The 23,891-nt window shown below is 60.3% G+C and carries 18 protein-coding genes; 2 read left to right on the plus strand and 16 right to left on the minus strand.

The genetic code is table 11. The features are described 5' to 3' along the window. Positions 1-11 precede the first annotated feature (11 nt). The 5 genes from WJS89_RS03195 to WJS89_RS03215 all read right to left on the minus strand — a co-directional run bounded on the left by WJS89_RS03195 (position 12) and on the right by WJS89_RS03215 (position 9,935). The gene (locus WJS89_RS03195) at positions 12-1,712 is read right to left on the minus strand and encodes a GmrSD restriction endonuclease domain-containing protein (RefSeq protein WP_346339479.1); all 1,701 of its coding nucleotides are present in this window, start codon (positions 1,710-1,712) and stop codon (positions 12-14) included. A gap of 19 nt (positions 1,713-1,731) precedes the next feature. Further along, complete coding sequence (locus tag WJS89_RS03200) at positions 1,732-2,217, minus strand: hypothetical protein (protein ID WP_346339480.1); 486 nt, start codon at positions 2,215-2,217, stop codon at positions 1,732-1,734. 33 nt (positions 2,218-2,250) lie between these two features. Beyond that, complete coding sequence (locus WJS89_RS03205) at positions 2,251-5,583, minus strand: Eco57I restriction-modification methylase domain-containing protein (protein WP_346339481.1); 3,333 nt, start codon at positions 5,581-5,583, stop codon at positions 2,251-2,253. Positions 5,584-5,585: 2 nt separating this feature from the next. Then, complete coding sequence (locus WJS89_RS03210; RefSeq protein WP_346339482.1) at positions 5,586-8,975, minus strand: helicase-related protein; 3,390 nt, start codon at positions 8,973-8,975, stop codon at positions 5,586-5,588. 546 nt (positions 8,976-9,521) lie between these two features. Then, positions 9,522-9,935, minus strand: a complete 414-nt coding sequence (locus WJS89_RS03215) for a hypothetical protein (protein ID WP_346339483.1) — start codon at positions 9,933-9,935, stop codon at positions 9,522-9,524. 181 nt (positions 9,936-10,116) lie between these two features. Between WJS89_RS03215 and WJS89_RS03220 the strand changes: the two genes are divergently transcribed. Beyond that, a protein-coding gene (locus WJS89_RS03220; RefSeq protein WP_346339484.1) for an IS3 family transposase occupies positions 10,117-11,288 on the plus strand; the annotation gives its coding sequence in 2 pieces (ribosomal slippage) (positions 10,117-10,381 and positions 10,381-11,288; 1,173 coding nt in all). 79 nt (positions 11,289-11,367) lie between these two features. On the opposite strand, the gene WJS89_RS03225 is transcribed toward WJS89_RS03220, so the two are convergent. The 11 genes from WJS89_RS03225 to WJS89_RS03275 all read right to left on the minus strand — a co-directional run bounded on the left by WJS89_RS03225 (position 11,368) and on the right by WJS89_RS03275 (position 21,306). Beyond that, a complete protein-coding gene (locus WJS89_RS03225) occupies positions 11,368-11,892 on the minus strand; it encodes a hypothetical protein (protein ID WP_346339485.1) in 525 nt (174 codons plus the stop codon). Positions 11,893-12,059: 167 nt separating this feature from the next. Beyond that, positions 12,060-12,860: a DUF305 domain-containing protein gene (locus WJS89_RS03230; protein ID WP_346339486.1), complete on the minus strand. Its 801-nt coding sequence runs from the start codon at positions 12,858-12,860 to the stop codon at positions 12,060-12,062. Positions 12,861-12,892: 32 nt separating this feature from the next. Then, entirely contained in the window at positions 12,893-13,372 is a 480-nt protein-coding gene (locus tag WJS89_RS03235) for a DUF305 domain-containing protein (protein WP_346339487.1), read from the minus strand. A 12-nt stretch (positions 13,373-13,384) separates the two neighbouring features. Continuing rightward, the gene (locus WJS89_RS03240) at positions 13,385-14,074 is read right to left on the minus strand and encodes a DUF2231 domain-containing protein (RefSeq protein WP_346339488.1); all 690 of its coding nucleotides are present in this window, start codon (positions 14,072-14,074) and stop codon (positions 13,385-13,387) included. A gap of 1 nt (position 14,075) precedes the next feature. Continuing rightward, positions 14,076-14,570, minus strand: coding sequence for a YybH family protein (locus WJS89_RS03245; RefSeq protein ID WP_346339489.1), 495 nt, complete (start codon positions 14,568-14,570; stop codon positions 14,076-14,078). Between the two features lie 13 nt (positions 14,571-14,583). Next, positions 14,584-15,378 (minus strand): copper resistance protein B, encoded by a 795-nt coding sequence (locus WJS89_RS03250; RefSeq protein WP_346339490.1) that lies wholly within the window; start codon positions 15,376-15,378, stop codon positions 14,584-14,586. Positions 15,379-15,871: 493 nt separating this feature from the next. Continuing rightward, positions 15,872-17,854 carry a copper resistance system multicopper oxidase gene (locus WJS89_RS03255; RefSeq protein WP_346339491.1) on the minus strand — a complete coding sequence of 661 codons (1,983 nt, stop codon included), beginning with the start codon at positions 17,852-17,854 and terminating at the stop codon, positions 15,872-15,874. A gap of 77 nt (positions 17,855-17,931) precedes the next feature. Next, entirely contained in the window at positions 17,932-18,171 is a 240-nt protein-coding gene (locus WJS89_RS03260) for a hypothetical protein (RefSeq protein ID WP_346339492.1), read from the minus strand. A gap of 36 nt (positions 18,172-18,207) precedes the next feature. After that, complete coding sequence (locus WJS89_RS03265) at positions 18,208-18,537, minus strand: hypothetical protein (protein ID WP_346339493.1); 330 nt, start codon at positions 18,535-18,537, stop codon at positions 18,208-18,210. Positions 18,538-18,631: 94 nt separating this feature from the next. After that, positions 18,632-19,024 (minus strand): Cu(I)-responsive transcriptional regulator, encoded by a 393-nt coding sequence (cueR, locus tag WJS89_RS03270; protein ID WP_346339494.1) that lies wholly within the window; start codon positions 19,022-19,024, stop codon positions 18,632-18,634. After that, positions 19,021-21,306: a heavy metal translocating P-type ATPase gene (locus tag WJS89_RS03275; RefSeq protein WP_346340071.1), complete on the minus strand. Its 2,286-nt coding sequence runs from the start codon at positions 21,304-21,306 to the stop codon at positions 19,021-19,023. The genes cueR and WJS89_RS03275 overlap by 4 nt, the downstream gene beginning before the upstream one ends. A 195-nt stretch (positions 21,307-21,501) precedes the next feature. Between WJS89_RS03275 and WJS89_RS03280 the strand changes: the two genes are divergently transcribed. After that, positions 21,502-23,520: a hypothetical protein gene (locus tag WJS89_RS03280; RefSeq protein ID WP_346339495.1), complete on the plus strand. Its 2,019-nt coding sequence runs from the start codon at positions 21,502-21,504 to the stop codon at positions 23,518-23,520. Positions 23,521-23,891 lie beyond the last annotated feature (371 nt).

Raw genomic sequence — 23,891 nt, forward strand, 5'->3', positions numbered from 1 at the left:
CAACGGACAACCTACTCTTCGCTGACGCCCAAGAACTCGTTGATGGCCTCTGCAAGCATGATCCTTCGGGCATCGAGGAAGTCTCGGTAGCTCTCGACATCGAGCAATTCCGAATCCGATGGGATGCCTTGAACAGCGAGTAGCTCCGGACCCTGCTTGGCTAGGAAGTCTGCAAGATAGACTGAGGGCGGTTTGTCGCTGATCTTGCGGTTTGTGCGTCCGCTGATGAAGGTGAGATTGGCCACATCGTCCGCATCGCGAGATGTGTAGCCATTCTTGGTCAGGAGGGCTTTCGGGAAGAAGTGATGGAATTGCAGCTTGTGCTGCGCGCCCGAGTGATCGAGCGAAATTTGTAGGTTCGAAGTCCAGTCCTTCGCACCCTTGGCGCGGAAGGTCAGGAACATCGTCTTGAACAGCGAACTGCGCTGGTTCCTGCCCTCAAGGTCTTCCGGTGTAACCTCGAGCCGACCGAATTGCAGCCGAACCCTGTCGATCAGCGCGCTGGCTGAGCCGCCCTTCGATATGATGTTCAAATCCTGATCGAGGATCGTCTCACTAGACCCGCGAGAGAAGCGGCCCTTCGCATTGGCGAGCAGCGCCCATTGACGCAGCCGATCCGATTCCTCAGCCGAAAGTGCGTAGCCCTTCTGATGTCCGAAATAGGCAACGACGATCATGAGGAAGGGCGATGAAAGCAATGCTGGGCTGTCGATTCCTGCATTGCTCTTGAGGAAGTTGATCGCGAACCGCATGCCTTCGGTCGCTTCCTTCCAACCCGTTTGAAGGACATCGAGCGGTAAGCGGCCAGCGGTGAGGAACCGCGACTGCCCGGTAGCGAAAGCGATCAGGTTCTTGAGGTGGATGCCGAGGTCCAGATCGAAACCCAACTTGGCGCATTCGGTCTGGAACTTCTGGAAGATTTCGAGGCTGTGCCGCCAGCGCGCTGTGATTTGAGCCAATGCCAGATCGGAACTGCGCAGCTTGGCCCCAAGCGAATTCACCCGGACGAAGATTTCCGTCACTTCTTCGTAGGTGAGTGTCCGCTCGAGAACATCCATGCGGTAGACATACTTGCGGATGCGCCGAAGCTGCGCGAGGCGCTTGCTGTATTTCTCGTAGCGCGGATCATCGAACCCGGTGACACCGGCGCTCTTGAGGAACGCCGTGTCGCTGTCGCTCTTGAAGACATCGGACACCTTTACCCACTGAGGCAATGCAGCGAGCTTGTTAGTCGCGACGACGAAGGTCATCCGCTCAAAGCGCTTTTGAAGCTCGTCTTCGGTCGAATCTGCTTCGTCGGATTCGGTGGCATCCTCATCCGCGTCCTCATCGACCTCGGTGACGATCTCCTGCCGCTCGGGGTGCTCGAGATTGAACAGTAATTCGATCGGCTTGACCCGACCACGAACCTGCACGGGCTCACCACGGATCACAGCCGACAACGAAGTCAGGCGTTGCTGGCCATCCAGTAGTAGCCGGGTCGAAGTGTAGGGGTTCGCGGACTGGCTGACGGCCATATCCTGCAACGGCACGGCCTCATCGGTCTCCCAGAGCAGGATCGCCCCTGACGGATACCCTCGATAGAGCGAATCCATGAGGTCGCGGACGCGAGGTGATTGCCAGACATACTGGCGCTGCATCTCGGGTAGGCGAAGCTCGCCTCGCTCGACCATGCCGACCAGTTCTTCGACCGTTGCTTCTGCCTTGGCCACATCGCCCCCAAGTTACAGCCTATTGTTCAGGAAGGATTTCTGCCCCTAAATCCAATAGATTCGAATTAGCAGGAGATGGCAAGGTGAAGATTGGCAATCCCATTGTCTTTGCTTCGAGCGCTAATGCTTCGGTCTTGCTCCTCGGTGACGCGTGAGCAAAGAGGACTCGATCACACAGGGTAAGAATATAGGAATTCCGCATTTCTGCGGTTCGCGCAGTCGTTCTTCCGACCGCATCGTCAAAAGGGGAAAGGAGCTTTGCGTGGCCCAGCAAAGCTGCCTCCTTGAGAGACGCCGAAATGCGTGAGCCTACCAAAGCTCTACCCAGCACATAGATTAGGGGGGCTCGTGACCTCAGCATGATGCGCATCGCATCTCGCTCCACTGGCGTGTGGAAGCCACCGATGACGACCTCGCTTTCGAGCGTCCTAGAATTGGCCCAATCTTGGACTTTGAGTATCACTTCTGCTGGACATGCGTTCGAGCAAAAGAAGGCGGGCGTCATTCTGAATCACCCTTAGATTCGCAGCTTCCTCAACTACCCCGCTTCATCCGCATCGCTGGCCACCCTCGAAAAAGAAGCATTAAAGGATTGGACACTCTGGATAAAATCCTTGTCTATTCCGTCCAATGCTTCGTCAATGACCTCATCAATCTGGCGGGTTATCTTTTCGCAAGCGGGTAGGAAAAAATTACCCTTCCGACCTTGATTGTCCTTATAAACATAATTCTTTTCAAGCTCGCATTTGAGGTCTGCACCGAGTTGCGCGAGCTTTTTTTGATACTCAGTGCTGAACGCACTTGGCGCAAGGGGAAACGATTCAATCAGCCATTTCTTCAAGTTGAAGCCGTCCGAAGCAACTGCCCACCACCAGTATCCGAGTGAACTGCACAACAGGGCGAAAACAATATTGGCCTGATCTTCATTCTCATAGGAGAACCCTACCGCTCTTGCAGGCACCGACGGACGCCCATGTTGATCTGAGGTGGTTGGGATCGATCGCCATGCGGGAAACCAGTTATACGCGGTTCCAGCGACAAAAACCGACTTCTCTGGGAATGATGGCGCTAGATCAATAAGTGCATTTGCTGAAACTGCTCGTCCGAGTTGAAGTGCGAGTGGCCTTCGCAGAGACTCGAAATAGGTCAGCCCTCGCGCCTGCAAGCTGTCCGCGAGCTTCGGGATTCGCTCCTTAATGTCCCCTTCGAACTTTGCGTATTTCAGCAGATCGAAAAGACTATCTCGCTCTTCGACGCTCCAACGCTTCAATGATGTGGTCCACAAGGCGCTAGCGTGGTCAGATCGCTGGGTGTGATAGATGCCTATGGAGCATCGCGTGCGCACATCGTTTCCGAATAAGCTGCTTGGGATGCGATCGAAGTGAGACCATCGCCAACTACCATCGCACGACGCAATTTTGGTTCTCAATGCGGTGAATGGACGCTTCGTGGAGAAGGCAACAGAAAGGGGCAAGATAAGACCGATCGAACCTTTCTTGGGATCGATCAAAGAGAGAGACCTCTCAACAAACAGTGTGTATAGGTCTTCGTCTCGGCTCCATTTTTCCAAGCAGGTTTCAAACTCAGCAAGCAACGCCTTGCGTGAGTTCAACCTATCGATTTCAACATACGGCGGATTTCCGACAATTGCGGAAAATCCTCCTTGAGAAACAATGTCATGGAAATCGATGAGCCAATGAAATGGCTTCTGCTTTTGAAGCCAAAGCGCCTTCCCAGCATCCGTGCTCACCTCCGAAGAAGGGGCATACAACCGCACTAGGAAGTCGTTCAGTCTATCCTCATTGGCTGTCAAACGATCGCGGATTGTCTGTTTCACACCATGAGAGATGTGGCCGCCGGGACTAACCTGCTGATTTCGGAACAATTTCAGAGCATTGTCAATGTCATCTGAAGTTCGTTGAATATCTGAGAGGAGGTCATCAAACGGCAATCCCACTCGTTGAGCCTTCTCCTGCGCATCTTCAATAGATCGAAAGCCAATCACTGAGTTGCCTGACCTGATATTAAAATCAATATCAGGCAGCGGTTCGATTTGGTTGGGATTCTCGAGTTGCGCGGCCAATTTTAGGAACAGCCGCAGCTTACAAATCTCGACGGCCTCATCCATAATATCGACGCCGTAAAGATTGGCGATGATGATCGATTTGTAGATGAAGTAATCTCGGTTCGGATGCTGTGCGATCTGGTCGAGCACCGCATGGAAATCCGAGTAAAGCTGCCTGCGTCCGCTACCGCTATGCGGTGCAGAGGCCACGAATTGCTCCATGCGCTCAAGGCATGCATCGTAAAGGTCATACATTATGTTGAGGGCGGCGAAGAGGAACGCGCCTGACCCGCAAGCGGGGTCGAGTATCTTTATTGAGGATATTCCTTTCCAGAAGGCCCGCACAACATCCGGGCTTTCGGCATACTGGATCACATCGCGAGCGAACTGCCGGATGTCGAGATTATAGGTGATGAAATCCTCAATACTCGTGATCTCACCGCTTGCCGCCTTTGATCGTGTCGCTTCATAGCAGTCTCGGCGAGCAATCACTTCGCGCCAGACTTCGGTAGGTAGGCCGAATTCGCGCGGTGCCGTCTTGTTCCAGTCACCCCGCTGAGAAACATCCGCGATACCCGCTGCGATCTCGTCTGGAAGCGGGCTGTCCATGCCATGGCGGACAGACGGATAAATGTAATTGTCCGGGTTTTCGGACAGCAATCGCCAGACGAACCCACCGGGTTCGAACGCTACCTTGTCATGGCCAATGGCATTCTGAAACAGCCACGGGACGACCGTATTCTTGGTGATGTAATCGGTGATGTCCTCCTTGGTGTAGTAGGCTCCCATCTGCTTCTGGTTGATATATTTCTCGAAGATATGTCCGAGCACATCGGGGTTGATCTCTTTGCCGTCCGCTTCCTCGATCGGGCGCGTGTCGAGCGTCCACTCGTATTGATCGAAAAATGCGAAGACGCCTTCGAAAGCGGCGTCCGCGATCTGGATCGTGTGGCCTTCTGCTTCCAGCGCGTGGGGCTCGAAAAGGCCCCCGTTCAGGTATGGGATGCGACCAAGGAGGGTGACCGTCTCTGGGTCACGAGCATCTGCCGCCTTGGCCAATCCTCCATGGAAAAGCTTGAGCAGGAACGCCCGGTAGAAGGTGTGGAACTGATCCGTTCCCTTACGCTCGCGAACCTCCGCAAGCTTGTTTTTCAGATAGTCGATGTCGTCGTTGAGGAACCGCTTCTTCTGGATGAAGTATACGAACATCAGCCGGTTGAGCATCAACGAGGCATACCATTGCCGATCGGATACGCTGGCGAGCCCCTCGATGAACTTTAGGAAGCGGTCATGCTGCTTCTTGAAGTCTTCGTAGAACCGCTTGGTGATCTGCTCCCGGTCGAACGCGTCCCGCAAGCGCAGGGTGGTGCCGGTTAGGGTAAGGCCCTCTTCCTCGCTCAGCGTGAAGGAGATGTGGTCTAGCTTTTGTAGCAGGGCATCGGGTGCAGTCGAAGCGAGCCAGAGATGCTCGCGAAATGCTGCGGGCTTGCCTTTCTCACGAGCGACCCACTGCCAGATTTGCTTGGTCTGACCGCTGTCGGTGAAGATGATCAGATGTTCGTAGACCAGCTTGGTGATCTCACGCTCGATCCGCTGTCTGGTCGCGCGGTCTGGAATTTCCGGACATTGGAATATCCGCACGCCACGCTTGTCTGCGACCGGCCTGAGCGTGAATTGTTGGCCGCCCACTTCGACCGTTTCGGTCTGCCGCGATGCTGGGCGATCCCAGCCTAGTTCCTCGATGAAGAGCGTCGAGAAATCGAACGCCTTGAGGTGCACAGTTGCGCGAGGCTTATCGATCGCCATCCTTAGTCCCTCAGCCCCATTGAACAGATGACCCGCATATCGTCCCTTGCCTCATCCTCGTCCTGCTTCATGCACAGGCGTCCGTCCTCTCGAAACGCGATCACCATTTCGGCGAGCTTCTGGTCGTTGATGCCGATCTTGAGATGACGATTCAGCGTATCGATTGTCGATTGGAACATCGGATGCTCGTAGATGTCTGCCATCGCCTTCTCGACATCGCGCACGAAGTGATCCGTTATGAAGAGTGACCGCTCGTTTCCTTGATTCTTGAGGAAGCGTTTGAGCCGATCGTAAGTCTTGAAGCGCGCGCCTGACGGCCTCCCAAGTGCACCGTGCGTGGTCCGCTCTTCCTGCACGAGATGTTCCACCCCGGCGCGGACAATCTCGTGATGGAATTCCGTCCGCTCTAACGCCGGTTCGTCGGGCGAACACTCAGCGGCGCGAAGTATGGCCAGTGGTGACTGGGTGAGAATCTCGCGGTCTCGGCCCACCCATGCCAAGGCGTCGTTGTCATCGGGCGTCCGGATATAGACGAGCGCGCCTTCTTTCGCTTCGGGAACTGGGGGCACCGCCTTCGTCGCGTAAACAACATCCGGCAAATCCTCGACGAGCTTCTTGAGCTTGGGGTCCGCAGCGATTGCGTTCTGCCAGATTTGAAAGGCGTGGGACGCGAGATCGACCTCGCCGTCATCATCGCCGTCAAGGATTCCAGCTTTCTCGCTATAGAGGTCTTGGATGGGATTATCACCGTCGTCGTCCTCAAAGAACGCCTCATCCGAGCCCACGACCTCTTGGTTTTCTTTCAGTCGCGCGCGCACGCGAGAACGAAGCCGTATGATCCGCTCAACGCCATCGGCGGGCAAGAAAGAATAGCAATGGATGGTGTCTGCCTGTTGGCCAATGCGATCAACGCGACCTGCTCTTTGAATGAGCCGGATGATTGCCCATGGCAGGTCGAAGTTCACGATGATTGCGCAATCTTGGAGGTTCTGGCCTTCGGAGAGGACATCCGTAGCGATGAGGACGCGTAGCTCACCCTCGGCCTGCGCCACCTTCTCCTTGTGATTTGACTTCGGGCTGAACCTCCACGCAAGCCGGGTCGGGTTCTCCGATGCGCCTGTCACCGCAGCGACTGAACTGACACCGGCCTTCTGCAAAGCTTGTTCAAGGTATCGGGCCGTATCCGCGAATTGGGTGAAGACGAGAATTTTGTCGGTGGGGTGATTCACCCGAGCAAGTTCGATGAGGGCTTTGAGCTTCGTGTCACGAGCCTCATCCCATTCGCCGCAGAAATCCAATACCTCGCGCAGAACACTCACATCCTTGTTGAGATCATTCGCGAGTTTGCGCTTGAACAGGTTTGCTTTGAGCCACTTGAACCGACGCTTCTTGGTGTTTGCATAGACGCCGTAAATGAAGGCTGCCTGCTCGCGCAGCCGTTCAAGTTGCGCCGACGCAAGGTCTTGTTCGGTTTCCTGACCCTCATACTCGCCGCTCTCGAAGAGTGATCCAACTGCATCCGAGTCAGCGTCTTCATCAGACATGTCGAGAAGCTCAGCGTCTTGCGTGCCAATCGGAACCGCAAGGTCATTCTCGAGCGCATGGAGGTAGACGAGATTGCGCATGATGTGTCGTTCAAGCGACTGGATAAATGCAGGCCCACCGCTCTCGAGGCGCTTGAACAGGTTTGTCTTACAGAAGCCCATCAGCCGGATTCCGGCACGACCCAATCCATCCATGATGGTATCCTCCATGGGCGTAGGAGGATTCTTCGGGTCGGGATTTAGGTAGTTGGCAAGACCATAGCGCGGCAGCGTGAGGCTATCGATCGCTGACACCACCTTGTTCGAATATGCCTTTGCATAGGGGTCAAACGGATCATCGTCGTTGATCTGGAACTTGACCGACTTCGGTTCTCGGACAGGAAAGTAGGAACGAGTTCCATCTGAGAAGGTGATATATTTCCTGCCTGTCGCATTGTCGGTTTGCGCATAATTCTGAATGATAAATCCGCGTGTTCGGCGGATCATGTAAAGGCGCATCAATTCCCGCCAGTCATCCGCTTGGTCACTTTTCTCGAACGCCGGAACTGACCGGACATTGCACTGGTGCTTCCGGACGAACTCAGTCTCTCCCCCGATCGCCCTGATCATGGCCTCGGGTCTCAAACCGATGTCCTGATCGTCCTCGATGAAGAGGCGAAGCTGGGACGATAGATCGATGAAGGACTTGTTATATGGCGTCGCGGACAAAAGGATGCACTGGCTGTCGTTTGACCGGATGTAGTCCTCGATAACCTTGTATCTCTTACCCTCGCGGTTGCGGAGGTTGTGGCTCTCATCGATCAACACCGTTCGATAGCGACGCAGTTCAGGAAGCTCGCTTTCGACTCGGGAGAGGGAGACGATCTTTGCGGAGAGATTATAGGTTTCGACATAATCCTCCCACATCTCAACGAGGTTTTTCGGGCAGATAATGAGGCTTCGCCCATCGCTCTCCTCGAGAATCTTTAGGAGAGCGGAAGCCATGATCGACTTCCCCAATCCGACGACATCACCGATCACCACTCCACCCCGCTTGTTAAGGTGGTGGGCGGCGACTTTCACCGCGCTAGTCTGGAAATCAAAAAGCTTATCGCCAAAGACCGATGGAATGCGGAATTCGGATTGGCCAAGCCTCGCCTCTTGGGCCAAGTGATAAGCAATCTTGAGATAGACATGGTATGGCTGGACCAACGATTCACCGGCCCAACTCTCCTCGATGATCGTCGCCAACTCATCAGAAATGTCGATGCACCAGCGATCCGACCATCGCGCCTCAAACCATGCGGCGAGCTTGTCGCAGGCGTCATGATCCATCACATCGACATTGAGTTCACCCTGAAATGATAATCCTGCGAAAGTGAGGTTGCTGCTTCCAACGAAGCCAACCTTTGGATTAACCGGGTCCGGTCTGTGGAGAAGGTAGAGTTTCGCGTGTAGGGGGTGACGCAGGAACAGTTTGACGACGACCTTGCCAAAGCGAATTTGCCTCGCCAATCGACGAAGGCCAGCTTCGTCGGCATTGGACGGCGTGCCAATGGAAAGTTGCTCACGGAATTCCTCCGCGAGTGCCTTTTTTAGTTCGAGCGCACGAGCGTTATCGATCCCCTCATCGCGAAAAGCAGATGCTAGCCGTTCCCTCAGACCTCTTTCGGGCGACTGGTGCATTCCGACCAAGAGCCGACATGCATTTCCACCTTCGCCCGTCCATGATTCAATTTGCTCATCGATCTGCCGCCAGCCCCGGAGGTTGAAGTATCCGACACAAAAATCAGCACGCTCGGATACGGCCAGAACATTTTTCAGTTCGGGCAGGAGGGAATTGTCGATATTGTCAAAAATACGAGGCATTTACAGTGTCTCTGAGGGCGCAATGCCGACTTGGTAACAGTCGCCTCTGAAAATACAAAGCCAGTCGAGCGATCTGCTCCCTGCTCTTGTGCATTGCAGACCGGATTGGCCGCTGGTCCTGCAAAATCTGTGTCGGGATTTGCGATTATGCGTGGCGACAAGCTGGCTGGGTGACCGCTTTTTGCCTCGTAGCTTTGCAGGCCGATCGAGCGAATCCCTGTCTTGGCTAGTTCGGTTCTATGTCGGTTGGCATAGCCCGCATTGCTTTGAGAACGATCCGTCCGCTCTTCCGATAGATTTCGCATATGCACGAAGGGCGTGGAGGTTGTCCGACACCACTTTGCAATAGCCTCGCTTGGTATATGCCCCGTCATCCCGATCACGCGAAATCGAAGAACAGGTCGCCCGGTGGAGCACAGCGTAGTCGGGACGCTCACCGCGCTCGATGTTCACCACGAAGCCATCGGGATGGTTACTGATCCACCAAAGGTATCCTGCATCGTCGTCAGTGAATTTTTCCATCGCGTATGTCCTTAGCCGTCCGCGTCACAGCGCTACCATGTCGGGATGGAGCCATTCAATGTTATGCCGCGCACATCCCGGCCAGACATGGATTTCGGCATCATCTACCAGCACTTCACAGCCGAGATTTTTGCACATCTTGCCCTTCCAATAGAGCAATTCCATGCCACTCGGTTTCCCATTCTCGAAAGCGTGAAAAATCTTCTCGGGAATGCCCTCGACGCCCCTGAAATGGAATGGAAGCAATCGACACCCGGCCATTTCGAGATCATACCAGAGCCGGTCGAACAAGCGACCGGTGCGGAAGGTGATAATATAGTGGCGCTGGTTGTGTTCGTTGCGCTCGATGTAGTCCCAGATCAGCGCTGACCTTGAGTTCTGGTAGATCGTAAAATCGAAATCCCAACCGACCGATTTGAATTGCGTGATGTCGCCCATCACCACGAAGTCTCACATTTCGCCGATCCGTAAAGCTTTTTCCTTTGCTGACAGGTCCGATGTGCAATTCGGATATGCGTATCGCGCCGAGAGGCGAGCACTGGATTGCTTGGGCAATTGAGCTGCCCCCTTCTGAGTGGTCCATCGACTATTTTAGTCTGGGCCATGAAGGAGAAGCAGAATGCCATCGAAGAAGCACAAGCCGGAAGAGATCATTGGGAAGCTGCGTGAGGCGGAGATCGTGCTGGCGCAGGGCGGAACCACGCCTGAGGCGTGCCGGCGGATCGGGGTCACGGAGCAGACCTACTATCGCTGGCGCAAGGAGTATGGTGGCCTGAAGGTCGACCAGGCTCGGCGGATGAAGGAGCTGGAGAAGGAAAACACCCGGCTACGGCGCGCGGTGCCGGATCTGACGCTGGACAAGTTGATCCTGCAGGAAGCTGCGCGGGGAAACTTCTGAGCCCTGCACGGCGGCGGCGCTGCATCGATCACATCAGAGGCATGATGCCAGTGTCCGAGCGCCGGGTTTGTCGCGTGCTGGGGCAACACCGATCGACGCAGCGTAAGGTGCCGTGCGGGGCCGATGATGAGCAAGCGCTCACCGAAGACATCATTGCCTTGGCAAAGCAGTACGGTCGCTACGGCTACCGCCGAGTGACAGCGTTGCTGCGTGAGGCAGGCTGGCACGTGAACCGCAAGCGGGTGGAGCGGATCTGGCGCAAGGAAGGGCTGAAGGTGCCTCAGAAGCAGCCGAAGCGAGGACGGCTATGGCTGAACGATGGCTCGTGCATCCGCCTGCGGCCGGAGTATCCGGGGCATGTGTGGGCGTATGACTTCGTCGAGGGACGCACCCACGATGGTCGCAAGTTCCGGATCCTCACGATCATCGACGAGGCCAGCAGGGAATGCCTGGCGCTGGTCGTGGCGCGTCAGCTCAAGCATCAGGATGTGCTGGCGGCGCTGGCAGAGCTGTTCGTCTCTCGCGGTCCGCCAGCTCACATCCGGTCTGACAATGGTCCGGAGTTTATCGCTAAGGCCGTGCAGGAGTGGCTCGGCAGAATAGGCGTGAAGACGCTCTATATCGCGCCAGGATCCCCTTGGGAGAATGGTTACAACGAGAGCTTTAACGGCTCACTGCGTGACGAGCTGCTCAATGGAGAGATCTTCTACAGCCTCACCGAGGCCAAGGTGCTGATCGAAGCCTGGCGCCGCCACTACAACACCGTGCGTCCGCACAGCAGTCTTGGCTACCGACCGCCTGCCCCGGAAACGGCAATGACGCCATTGCCGACTTCCGGTTCCGCTTCGCTCCACCTCCAGCCGGCAATGGCAACGGAGGCCACAATGCACTAACAATCAACCCGGACCACTCGGTGGGGGCCGGTCAGTAGAACAGCAACCAGATGCCCGAGAGCGCCATCAGCACTGCGCCTCAGGTAGAGGCGCGAAGCAGCGGATTGTTGACGTTCTCGCGCTCGTCGTAGTCCATGATGTGTAGCATCCACACGAAGTCGAACACACGCCACAGCTCGTGGCGTCGCGAAAGCAGTTCGCCGGTGACCGGTGAAAGATAGAAGGTCGGGCGGTTCCAGTGATCGAACTCCACCCGCCACAACGGAGGCGTTCGTCCGCGGATTTCCGCGGGCACATCCGCGATGAGTTCGACCGATGCGATCGGCTCGGACCCGGTGTAGTAGGACGAAGCCAGTGCTCTGATTGCCTGCTCGTTCGGCGGGTCCATCGGCACAGCCGAGGTTGCCGCGAATGCGCGCTCGCCCGAGGGCCCTTCGGTGACATAGATCGGGCGCTCATCGACCCAGGCCAGCCTGATGCCGGAGGCTTTCTCCTGGGCGGCAAGCGATAGCGGATCCTGCAAGGCGCTCGCCTGGATGCCCAGACTGGACGCCTCGCGAACGAGATGGTCACCGTGGATCGTGTCGATGTGAACGACGGTCATGTAGACGCCGCTCAGCGACCAGACGACGACTTGCAAGCCGATGAACAGCCCGAGCCATTTGTGCGTTTTGCGGGCAATTACATGGGTTCGCATCTGCGGGCGAAGGCTCCCGATCCTGGATGGAGAATGGCCCCGGTGACATAGATCCCGGGGCCATCAAATGGCGATCAGCAGTGGCCCGCTTCCCGATGTTCGGGAGCGCAGGTAGGCGACGCGTCGGGCTCCGCTGCAGGCTCCGGCGAGGGCTTGGGCGCAGCCGCCTTGGCCGGGGCCGGCTTTGCAGCGGCAGCCTTCGGAGCAGCCGGTTTCGCGGTAGCCGCCGGCGCGGCGGTATCGCTCGTGGCTTGCGCCTGCATGGCCATCGGCTCGCCGCGCAGCATCGCTTCGACCATCGCGACTTCTTTCAGCTGCTCGGCCCGCGTCTCCTCGATCTGCGCGCGCACGGCCCCAGTCGTCCCGTTCGCAAGCGCGATGTCCGACATGGCGACGGCGCCGCGATGGTGTGCCAGCATCTTGGCGAGGTAGGTTTCCGAAGGAGTCGCGCCCGATGCGGCCATCATCTCGCTGTGCATCTCGGTCATCGGGGCTTCGTAAAGTCTGGCGCTTTCGGGATCGGCCGCACCGTTGCGGGCCAGCGCCTTGAGCACTTCGATCTCGGCGCCCTGGTTCTCGATCGTCATCTGCGCCATCTTCGCGACATCGGCGGTGGGCTCTAGTCCGAGCACGATTCGCGACATGTCGATCGCGCCTTCATGGTGCGCGATCATCTTCTTGACCCAGCTGTCGGCGGCATCGACGCCAACGGCGGCCTTCATCGCCTTGTCCATCGCCATCTCGGATTCGGCATAGGGACCGTCCATGGTCATCCCGGCGGCGGGCGCGGTGTCTTCGGCAGGCTGTTCAGGGCTTCCGCAGGCGCCGAGCGAAGCGAGGAGCGCTAGCGCGCCAATTCCGGTGAGTTTCATCATTTTGTATCTCCGTGGTTTCAGGGCAGTTGCCGTCACAAGCGGTCCATGATGCGCTTCATCTGCGCGATTTCTTCTTTCTGGGCCTGGATGATCTCGCCGCAGAGCTGGCGGATCTCCGGATCGGTGAGCTTGGCTTCCTCACACATCAGGATCGCGCCCGAGTGGTGCGGGATCATCGAACGCAGGAACTGGTGGTCCCCGACCAGGCTCTGCTGGCGAATGCCGAGCAGCGACAAGGCAAAGATCGCGGCGAAGGCCAGGTAAAGGGCGGCGTTCAGCTTCCGGTTGCGGTACATGCCGCCCATCGTCGCCAGCATGATCGCGCCCATCGGCGCCCACATGACCAGCGCCATGTAGAAGAAATTCACGTTCTGGATGAACTCGCCCCAGCTCCAGATCATGGCGAACATGGCGAGATACATCACCAGCAGGCTCAGCCCGAGATTGATGGCCAGCATCACGTAGGCCTTGGAACCGCCCTCGTGATGCGCGGACTTCGCATGATTTTCCATCGGTCGTTCACCTTACCAGTTCAGGTGGTCGATGCCGTGCACGAGAGCACCGCCGAACCACCCCTGCACTAGGATCGCGGCGGTCAGGATCGACAGCCCCACGATCATGCCCGAGCCGCGGTCCTGTTCCGGGCGCTTGAGCGCGAACACACCCAAGGCGAACGCGCCGACACCTATGCCGGTCCCGAGCCAGCGGTGGCTCTGCATCACCCAGTCGTCGAGGCCGAGTTCGAACCCGCCGCTCAGCCACCCCGACAGCATGGCAAACGGCGCGGTGACGCCCGCGGTCACCACCAGGAACTGGACGGGCTTGGCGAAGCCCGGCCGCCTGCGTCCGACGATGGCGGTGAAGAGCGCGGCAGGGATGAAGGCGATCGGAAAATGCACCAGCATCGGATGGAAGCGGCCGAGCCAGTCGAGCAGGCGCGCGGCGAAGCTCTGCGGTGGATCGTCTGCCTTCTCCTTTCCGGGCATGGCCGCGGCATGGCCCGGCATCGCCATATCGTGGGCCATGGGAGCAGTCTGCGCCGATCCACCAGCAGCCGCGCGCTGCGCTTCGAGCTGCGCCGCCTCTTGCTTCGCCTTGTGATCCTTGTGCGCCGATACAGGTGCCGCTGGCATCGACAGGACAGCGATGGCTGCAAACATCGCCAGCACCGACCGCGCCAGCAAGCGATGCGATCGTCGGATGAACATGCTCATCTCAGGTCCCCTTTGGCTTGCGCGCCGAATTGTGCATGACCAGGATCTTCCAGCCATCCGCCGTTCTCGTGAGCACGCTCGTGGCGACGCCCCTGCGCATCGCGATCTCCCCGGTCTTCGTCTCGATCCGGTAGTTGTAGGTCTCGGTCGCGAGCGCGAGATCGCCTTTGATGCGCACCGCGACCGCGTAGTCGGAGAAGGCGAACGCGCGGAAAGCCGCGAGCTCGGGCCCCAAATGGTGTGCGAGATACTCCTTGTAGGTGCCTTCGACACCGCCGGTTTCGAACACCGCGGAATCCTCGGTGAAGAGTGCTTCGGTGCCGCTCGCGTCCAACCGTTCGATCGCGGACTTGTAGCGCGCCAGCACGGCGCGAACGGCGCTCTCATTCTCGCTCGCCGAAGCGGGCTGGGCAGCTAGCGGGGCGGCGGCCGAGGCATGCGTATCCGGTGCCGCTTGAGCCGCCAGTGCAGCGGCGATCATGGTGGTCATCAACATTCTTCTTCTCCCCTCAGAACCAGAAGCGGACTCCGGCCAGGAAGCTCCAGCCGCCGGTCGCTTCGCCTTCGTCGCGAAGGAAATCGCGGGTCCTGCCGAAAGCGCGCTCGTATTGGACGCCCACGTAAGGAGCGAATTCGCGGGCGATGTCGTAGCGCAGCCGGACGCCGATCTCTGCATCGGTCAGACCCGCGCCGACACCAATGTCCTCGCTGCTCTGAGCCGCGAAATTGAGCTCGGCACGCGGCTGCAGGATCAGCTTCTGGGTGATGCGCTGGTCGTAGTAGCCTTCGAGCCGGCCCAACAGCTCGCCCCGCTCCGACAGGAACAGCGCGCCCTCGACGTCGAGGAAACCCGGTGCCAGCCCCTCGAATCCGACCGTGGCGTAGACGCGCGATGGGTCTGGCTCGAAATCGTACCGGACACCGGCCTGAAGATCGAAGTAGGGGCCAATGGCGCGGCTATAGAGCGCCTGGACCTCGGCGGATTCCACCCCGCCGCCGAACTCGCCTTCACCTTCGGTTTTGACGACCAGCCGATTGATGTCCCCGCCATACCAGGCCTCGCCGCCCCATTCGTAAGAGTCCCGTCCGCTCTTGATCTTCACCTCGGCGATGTTGAGCATAACCATCGAAAAGTTCTGGCCGCCGTGATGCAGCGACAGATGGTGACGCCCCATGGCCATCGCGGACGGGCCATAGATCGCGTCCGCGGCGTAGTCCGTGGGCACGGGCGGAGCCGTGCCCGAGCCGGCAGGGAGGTTCGTCCCCTCGGCCGTGATCGTTTTGGCCGGGGTGCAATGTCCCATCGCCGCGTGTTCCGGCGCGCACGTCACCTGAGCCGCAGGTTGCGCTGCGGGGAGTGTGCAATGCCCCATCGCCGCATGCTCCGGCGAGCAAGTGGTTTGGGCCGGGGACGCGGTCTGTGGCGTCGCTGTGGGAGAGGCAGCGGGACGCGTGCAATGGCCCATTGCAGCATGTTCGGGCAGGCAAGTGCTGGGCGCTTGAGGTACCGGAAGTGGCTGAGCGGCAGCCGGTTGGTTTTCCGGTGGCGTACAATGTCCCATCGCGGCGTGCTCAGGCAGGCAGGTCGGCGGCGCTTTGGGCCCGGGCTGCGGCTGAGCGACCGCCGATCGATTTGCCGGCAGCGTGCAATGCCCCATGGCAGCATGCTCGGGAGTGCAACTCGTGGCTGCGGTCGGGACCGATGTCTGGTCCGGCGAAGCCTGTTCTTGCGCGACTGCTGGCACGCTGGCGAAAGCCGCCACCGCAAGCAGGGGAAGTCTGTGAAGCCAGATCATCTTACGCGTCTCCCTTGTCGGGACGCACGGTGACGACACGCATCATCCCGGCGGTCATGTGGTAGAGGTTGTGACAGTGAAACGCCCAGTCGCCCTGCGCATCGAGGGTGACGTCGAAGGTCGCCGTCCCGCCCGGCTGCACGTTCACCGTGTGCTTGCGCGGCGACCAGGCGCCATGCCCGGTCACCAGCTCAAAGAAGTGGCCGTGCAGATGGATCGGGTGCTGCATCATCGTGTCGTTGACGAGCCGCACGCGCACGCGCTCGTTGTGGCGGAAGGGGATCGGCTCGGCCGGTTCGCTCAGCTTCACCCCGTCGAACGACCACATGTAGCGTTCCATGTTGCCGGTCAGGTGGATGTCGAGCTGACGGGATGGCGCGCGCACGTCGGGATTGCGCTCGAGCGCCATGAGATCGCGGTAATTCAGCACGCGGTGGCCGACGTCTTCCAGACCCGTTCCTGGATCGCCCATGCGGTCGACCGGCATCGGCGAGATCGTCTGCACGCCCGGGTTCTTGTCGACCTCTGGCGCGTTTGCGAAGTCGCGCATGCCCATCGAGCCGTGGTCCATTGGCGCCGCTGCCTGGCCGGCGGCCGCCGGGGCCGTGTGTCCCATCGCGGCGTGGTCCATGGGTGCTGCCGCCGGAGATGCCGCAACGGAGCCATGCCCCATCGCCGCGTGATCCAAACCCGCCATGCCAGCCGCCGCTGCCGTTGCAACTGCGGCGCCTGTCTCTTTCCAGCCGGTCAGCTTCCACAACTCGCCGGAGGCGTTCTGTTGGGCAGTCGGATCGACGCCGCGCACCTTCGCCGGGTTCGATGATCCACTGCCCATCGCGCCATGATCCATCCCGGAATGGTCCATGCCGCCCATGCCCATGTCTTTCATGGTCAAGAGCGGCCGCGGGCGCAGCGGGGGAACCGGCGCGCTCATGCCCTCGCGCGGCGCAAGCGTGGCGCGCCCCAGGCCCGAGCGGTCGCTTGCCTCGCTGACGAAGCTGTAGGCGCGGTCCTGCGGCGTCACGACGACATCGTAGGTCTCGGCGGTACCAATCTGGAACTCGTCCACGGTGACCGGCCGCACGTTAAGGCCATCGGCCTGCACCACGCTCATCGGTAGGCCCGGTATGCGGATGTTAAAGGTCGTCTGCGCCGAGGCGTTGATGATGCGCAGCCGCACGCGTTCGCCGGGCGTGAACAGCCCGGTCCAGTTGTCGAACGGACCGAAGCCGTTGATGGTGAAAGCATAGGTCGAACCGGTAACGTCGGCGATGTCCGCCGCGTCCATGCGCATCTGCGCCCACTCCCACCGCTCCTTCGCAGTGAGGTCGCGCCCCGCGAGCAAACCCGACAGCGTCATGCGCTGGCGGTTGAAGTAGGGGCCGCCCATCTGCTTCAGCTTGCGGTAAATGGTCGCCCCAGCGAGGGGGCTGTGGTCCGAGAGCACCAGCACATGCTCGCGGTCGTAGGCGACCGGATCGGGCCCGACCGGATCGATCACGATCGGGCCGTAGACGCCATCCTCCTCCTGGTAAGCGCTGTGGCTGTGATACCAGTAGGTTCCGGCATGGCTGAGATCGAACTCGTAGTCGAAGGTCGAGCGCGGCATGATGCCGGGGAAGCTGACGCCGGGGACGCCATCCATCTCAAACGGCACGAGAAGCCCGTGCCAGTGGATCGAGCTGTCCTCATCGAGCGTGTTCTGGACGCGCAAGCGTACCCGCTGGCCTTCCTTGAGGCGGATCAGCGGCCCTGGCACGGTGCCGTTGATGCCGACCGCACGGCTAACCTTGCCGTCGACCTCGACCCTGACCTGTCCGATGGTCAGGGCAATGTCGTTGCCGCTGACTGTGGGCAGCGGCCGTATCAGGCCTTTCGAGAGGGGCTGAGCCCAGGCGGGCAGAGCCTGCGCCAAGCCGAAGCCTGCGCCGGATATAGCGGCGGCGCGCAGCAGCGCACGCCGTCCGAGGACGAGTTCATTCATCGATGGATTCCTTGGCTCACTGACAGCGGTGACCGGTCTCCCGACGGGGCAAGGCCCCGCCGGAAGTCCAGAGACGCTTAGTGGTGCGCGTGCCCGTCGGCCGGGGCCGCGGGGGTCATGTCATGGCCTGCGTGCGGGTCCGACGAAGGCGCGTCCGTGCCGCCGGCGGGCTTGCCCGCCATCTTGTCGCAGCACGCGCACTTGTCCTTCATCTTTTCGCAGCATGCCATCTTCGGCTTCTCCGCGGGAGCCGCCTGGGCGTGCGCGGCACCCGGAAGAGCGATCGCCAGCGCGACCGCAGTCATCAACTTGTTCATGATCCTAAACTCCGTGAAATCGAGAAAAGAGCGATTTCACGCAAGTCTGGGAGGAGGCGTGGGAAGCTTCGCCAGGAACGCACGGTGTTCGGTCGAACGGAAGCCGGCGAAAATGGGTGCATGATAGCGGACCGCGTCGATCGCGGCCGCTCCGAGCGGGGCCACGGCGGAACACATCGCCACACAGCACTGGGTCATCGCGCCAGGTTCGTCGTCGCTGCCGGAGTCCTCGTCGCCGCAATGCCCTGTTTGGGCCATCTCGCCATGGTCCATCGGCATCGCCGCCATGGCCACGCCCGACTGCATCGCCAGCGGTGCAACCAGCATGACGAGCGCTGCCAGGAAGAGATGGAGTCGGCGAAGCATCAGGAATTCGTCCTAGACTCGGACGGAACGGGGGTCAATTTTCTAATGCCGGTCAACCGCTCGGGGCGGCTATCCGCTTGTCTAGTCTCCGACATCACCCGACGGCCTCGAGATCATCGAGGATGGGACAATCGGACTTCTGATCGCCGTGGCACTCGGCGGCCAGGCGCTCGAGCGATCGGCGCATCGAGTCGAGTTGCCGTGCCTTGGCCTTCAATTCCGCGGCCCGGGCCAGCGCGAGCGCCTTCACTTCGGCGCTCGCGCGGCCGCGATCCTGCCAGAGCCCTAGCAGCTGCCGGATTTCCTCGATCCCGAAGCCGAGGTCGCGAGCCCTTCCGATGAATGCGAGCGTGTGAACGTCTGTCGCATCGTAGTCCCGGTACCCGGAATCCCGCCGCGCCGCAGCGGGGATCAGACCCACCTTTTCGTAATGCCGGATCATCCGCTGGCTGACGCCGGACGCGCTCGAGGCTTGGCCGATCTTCACAGACGGACGCTCCGCAAGCGCAGCGAGTTGCCGATGACCGCCACCGAACTGAACGCCATCGCCGCGCCAGCGATGATCGGGCTCAGCAGCAAACCGAACCACGGGTACAGAACCCCGGCCGCGATTGGCACCCCGGCGGCGTTGAACACAAACGAGAAGAACAGGTTCTGCCGGATGTTCGCCATGGTCGCGCGGCTGAGTTTGCGCGCACGGACGATTCCCCGCAGATCGCCCTGGACCAGGGTGATCGCAGCACTTTCCATCGCCACGTCAGTGCCGGTGCCCATCGCAATGCCGACATCGGCGGCTGCGAGAGCCGGGGCATCATTGATGCCATCCCCCGCCATCGCCACGCGCCGCCCTGCCCGACGAAGCTCCTCCACCTTCGCCTGCTTCTGCTGCGGAAGGACATCAGCCATCACCTCGTCGATCCCGACCCGGCGGGCAACCGCCTCGGCCGTCCGGCGATTGTCGCCGGTAATCATCACGACGTGGATGCCGCTCTGGCGGAGTTCCGCGACGGCCTCGGCAGCGCTCTCCTTGATCGGATCGGCAACCACCACGATGCCGGCCAACTTCCCGTCGATAGCGACGAACATGACGCCCTCGCCTTCCGAACGATGCTGGTCGGCCTGGCTTTCGAGCGGGCTGCTGTCCGCTCCGACCGTTTCAAGGAGAGCAGCGTTGCCCAATGCCACCCGGCGGCCGCCCACCTGCCCGGTTACGCCCTTGCCCGTTACCGAGGCAAAATCGGCGCTCTCCGGCAATACGATCCCCCGGTCCTGCGCCCCTTCGACGATCGCGGCAGCCAGCGGGTGCTCGCTGCCGCGCTCGAGCGCAGCGGAGAGGCGGAGGACCTCGATCTCATCGAAACCATCTGCCGACTGGACTTTGACCAGCTTCGGCTTGCCGACCGTCAGAGTGCCAGTCTTGTCGACGACCAGCGTATCGATCCTTTCGGTAAGTTCGAGCGCTTCGGCGTTCTTGACCAGCACTCCGGATGTCGCCCCACGGCCGGTCCCAACCATGATCGACATCGGCGTGGCGAGACCCAGCGCACAAGGACACGCGATGATGAGAACCGCCACCGCATTGACCAGGGCGTGCGCGGCGCGCGGCTCGGGTCCGACGAAGTTCCAGACGATGAAGGTGGCAATGGCGATCAGGACCACACCGGGGACGAACCAGCCGGAAACCTTATCCGCGAGAGCCTGGATCGGTGCACGCGAACGCTGTGCATCGGCAACCATCCGAACGATCTGCGAAAGCATGGTGTCGCGGCCGACGCGGTCTGCCCGCATGACCAGCCCGCCGGTTCCGTTGACCGTGGCGCCGGTGACGCGGTCGCCTTCGCTCTTTGCGACCGGAACGGGCTCGCCGCTGATCATCGACTCATCGATCGAGCTCCTGCCCTCGACCACGACACCGTCGACCGGCACCTTCTCGCCAGGCCGAATGCGAAGAAGATCGCCGACCTGCACAAGGTCCAGAGCAACGTCTTCGTCGGTGCCGTCTGCGTTGACCTTGCGCGCCGTCTTGGGAGCCAGGCCGAGCAGTGCGCGGATCGCCTTTCCCGTTGCGGAGCGGGCGCGCAACTCGAGAACCTGGCCCAGCAGCACGAGCGTGGTGATGACGGCAGCAGCCTCGAAATAGACTGGCACCATGCCGCCCATCGTCCGGAGCGCGGGAGGAAATATCTGCGGCGCGACGGTCGCGACCAGGCTGTAGCCGAAGGCGACCCCTACCCCGAGCCCGATCAGTGTGAACATGTTGAGGTTGCGTGTTCGCAGCGACTGCCAGAATCGCTCGAAGAACGGCCAGCCGCCCCACAGGACGACCGGCGCCGCGAGCACAAGCTGCACCCATTGGGACGTGCGCATGGGCATCACTTCCCAGCCGACAATCTCCATAAGGAAGACCAGTACGACAAGCGGGATGCTGAAAGCGGCGCTCACCCAGAAGCGCCGCGTCATGTCTATGAGTTCGGGGTTCGGGCCTTCCTCCAGCGTCGGCTCGAGGGGCTCCAATGCCATGCCGCAGATGGGGCAGGTGCCGGGGCCGTCCTGGCGGATTTGGAGATGCATGGGGCAAGTCCAGATCGTGCCGGCGGGCACGTCCGTCGGATCGGCCTTCGTCGCTCCTGAAAGGAAGCGCTCCGGATCGGCGCGGAACTTTGCCAGACAACTCGCGCTGCAGAACCAGTAGGGCTTTGCGTCCAGCTCGAACCGATGAGGGCTGGTTCGGCTATCTACCGTCATGCCGCAGACCGGGTCAGTCGTCATCCCGTGTTCGTGTTCGCCTTGCGGAGCCGCGCGCGAACCATGCGTGCAGTCGTGGTGGTTATGGTTCTCGTGCATGTCCGGCTCCTTCAAAACGAATCGGTATGCGCGACCTTATGGTGTCTGACATCATGTCAGGGTCAAGCGGATCCGTCAGCGGCGCTTGAACAGGGATGGAGATGCTGCGGCTGCGCCGCGTTGACTTGGCGCAGCAAGGACGCGCTGCTGCGGCTTGACCTCGACGACGGTGGGCCCTTCCTCGACAAATTTGTCGAGGAGAAGCCGGCCCGCGGCAGGGAGAAGATACCCTACCCGCGCAAGAACTCGCACCTCGCACTGTTCGCGGCGTGGGAATTTGCAGGTCAGGGCAAGCGCACCCTCATTTTCTCCACGCAAGCAAATTGGGTCGAGAGTTACGGGAAGCAGGTCGTTGATCTGTGCAAGCGCGGTTATCTCAAATCTCTAGTGGAGGATGAAGACGCGATCGCGCGGGCACTGGAAGTCGGTAAGGAATGGCTGGGCGAGGACCATCCGGCGGTCGGTAGCCTCAAGGCAGGCGTCGCCATCCATCACGGGCGTCTGCCGAGTCCGTTCCTGCGCGAGCTGGAAGTCCTTCTCTCCGAGGGCGTCTTGAGGGTCATTGTTGCCTCGCCCACCCTCGCACAGGGGCTCAATCTCAACGCTGCTGTCCTGCTCGTCCCGGCGCTCTATCGGGCGGGTGAAAAAATCAAGGGCGAGGAATTCGCTAACGTGGCCGGTCGCGCCGGGCGCGCTTTCGTGGATGTCGAGGGCCTGATCGTACACGTCATGTTCGACAAAACCGACTGGCGAAAGAGGGAATGGAAGAAGCTAGTCAACTCCGCGAAGGCTCGAACGCTCAAGAGCGGCCTCATCCAGATCGTTGCCGAAATCCTTGAGCGCCTGTCGCGGGAAGGCGTTCTCGATCGCGCCGACGCTTGGGAATATCTCGCCAACTCCCGGGAGGCCTGGACATCGCCGGGTGAAGAGGCGGAGTTGGCCGATCGTCTGGCCGCCGCCGTCGAGTACGATGACGAGGACGATGACGAAAATGAAGAGGAAACGATCGACGAAGAACCGCTATCGCAGCTTGTGGAGCGCCTCGATGCAACCGTGTTCGGCCTGATCGAAGCGCTGGATGCTGATCGCGCCGACCTCCCGAGACTGCTGGATGAGGCGCTCAAGGGATCGCTTTGGGCTCGCCAGATTGCTCGCGAGGAAGAGGATGTAGCGCCGCTGCACAAGAACGTGTTCGAGGCGCGTGCAGACCTCATTTGGAAGACTACCACCGAGCAATCGCGGCGCGGACATTTCGCGATGGGGGTAGGACTCGAGGCAGGCCTATCAATCGATGCGATGGCCGATGTCTTGGGCGACCTGCTCGACCGCGCCGATGCGGCGGCGCTTAGCGGCGATGTCGACGAACTCGCCGCAGCTCTCGGCGGCCTGGGTGAACGCCTGCTATTCATGCGTCCCTTTATTCCCGAAAAGAAGAACGCCCTTCCCGCCAATTGGAAGGCAATCCTGAACGCCTGGGTCTCTGGTGAAGAGGTCTCGGCGATCGGACCGCAGAACATGCGGGTGGTCGAGGAGGCGTTCACCTATCGGTTGGTTTGGGCGCTGGAAGCCGTTCGTACCCGCCGAGTTTCCCTTGGCTGGAGTCCGGACATCGTGGCTGGCGGCGCGGCGGCCGCTGTCGAGACTGGTGTCCCGCAATTTATGATGGCAATGCTGATCCGGGCAGGCCTTCCATCGCGGCGTGCGGCCATTGCCGCCATTACCGACGCCGAACCGATTTTCGTCACACCGGCAGAGATGCGGGCTTGGCTCGAGTCCGACGAGATCACCGCCTACACTGATGCCGGTGACTGGCCCACGCCGGAGACCGCCGCACTTTGGGCTCGCTTCCGCACCGAAGCCCTTAGCGGCGGCATCCAGAAGTGGTCCGTCGAACGCTACGAGCGCCTGTTGGACATAGAGGCGACGTCGCACGCAGGCCTGTATCCAATAATCACCGACGAAGGAGACGGACGGACATGGCTCACGACTCCTGACTACCAACAGGTCGCCCCGTTCAAGAAGCCGGCGGTGGACCCCAAGCCAAGCCTGTTTTCTGGACGGCTTCCCGAAAACACTAGACTGGTAGATGTCCAGCGTATCGGCCGCGGGAAGCCGCGGTGGCCGAGTACTGATGCATAGCGAAGGAATCAGAGGTATGCCTTCCGACTTTTAGCAGGCCTCGGCCTCGCTTAGGGGTGAGCGTGCGCCGACGGGCCTTCACACGGCAGCTTTCGGGCAGTTTCGCGAAGCGCTCGAATGTCCAATAATAGGGCGCGAAACGGACATCAAGTTGGCCTTCCGATCGAAATTATCCAATGATCAGAGTGCCCACCATTTTCACATCGGGCGCGCCAGCCGCGCGAACGCCCCGCCAAAGCGCGATCGCTTCCTTGCTCGATGCCAGCCGCGGACCGCGGGGAATGCCGCGAGAATGCGCGCCGGCCTTCGTGCACCAGTATCGAAAATCCGCTTCGCGATGGGCATCCAAGGCGCATCGGAAAGAGCCGGAT

It is taken from the genome of Sphingomicrobium aquimarinum (genome assembly GCF_039655735.1).
GTDB lineage: Bacteria > Pseudomonadota > Alphaproteobacteria > Sphingomonadales > Sphingomonadaceae > Sphingomicrobium > Sphingomicrobium aquimarinum.

What these genes read in the sequence shown, in the direction of transcription:
- WJS89_RS03200 (WP_346339480.1), bottom strand. Translation starts at nt 2,217, where the DNA reads ATGACGCCCGCCTTCTTTTGCTCGAACGCATGTCCAGCAGAAGTGATA.
- WJS89_RS03205 (WP_346339481.1), bottom strand. Translation starts at nt 5,583, where the DNA reads ATGGCGATCGATAAGCCTCGCGCAACTGTGCACCTCAAGGCGTTCGAT.
- WJS89_RS03210 (WP_346339482.1), bottom strand. Translation starts at nt 8,975, where the DNA reads ATGCCTCGTATTTTTGACAATATCGACAATTCCCTCCTGCCCGAACTG.
- WJS89_RS03215 (WP_346339483.1), bottom strand. Translation starts at nt 9,935, where the DNA reads ATGGGCGACATCACGCAATTCAAATCGGTCGGTTGGGATTTCGATTTT.
- WJS89_RS03225 (WP_346339485.1), bottom strand. Translation starts at nt 11,892, where the DNA reads ATGACCGTCGTTCACATCGACACGATCCACGGTGACCATCTCGTTCGC.
- WJS89_RS03230 (WP_346339486.1), bottom strand. Translation starts at nt 12,860, where the DNA reads ATGATGAAACTCACCGGAATTGGCGCGCTAGCGCTCCTCGCTTCGCTC.
- WJS89_RS03235 (WP_346339487.1), bottom strand. Translation starts at nt 13,372, where the DNA reads ATGGAAAATCATGCGAAGTCCGCGCATCACGAGGGCGGTTCCAAGGCC.
- WJS89_RS03240 (WP_346339488.1), bottom strand. Translation starts at nt 14,074, where the DNA reads ATGAGCATGTTCATCCGACGATCGCATCGCTTGCTGGCGCGGTCGGTG.
- WJS89_RS03245 (WP_346339489.1), bottom strand. Translation starts at nt 14,570, where the DNA reads ATGTTGATGACCACCATGATCGCCGCTGCACTGGCGGCTCAAGCGGCA.
- WJS89_RS03250 (WP_346339490.1), bottom strand. Translation starts at nt 15,378, where the DNA reads ATGGGACATTGCACCCCGGCCAAAACGATCACGGCCGAGGGGACGAAC.
- WJS89_RS03255 (WP_346339491.1), bottom strand. Translation starts at nt 17,854, where the DNA reads ATGAATGAACTCGTCCTCGGACGGCGTGCGCTGCTGCGCGCCGCCGCT.
- WJS89_RS03260 (WP_346339492.1), bottom strand. Translation starts at nt 18,171, where the DNA reads ATGAACAAGTTGATGACTGCGGTCGCGCTGGCGATCGCTCTTCCGGGT.
- WJS89_RS03265 (WP_346339493.1), bottom strand. Translation starts at nt 18,537, where the DNA reads ATGCTTCGCCGACTCCATCTCTTCCTGGCAGCGCTCGTCATGCTGGTT.
- WJS89_RS03275 (WP_346340071.1), bottom strand. Translation starts at nt 21,306, where the DNA reads ATGACGACTGACCCGGTCTGCGGCATGACGGTAGATAGCCGAACCAGC.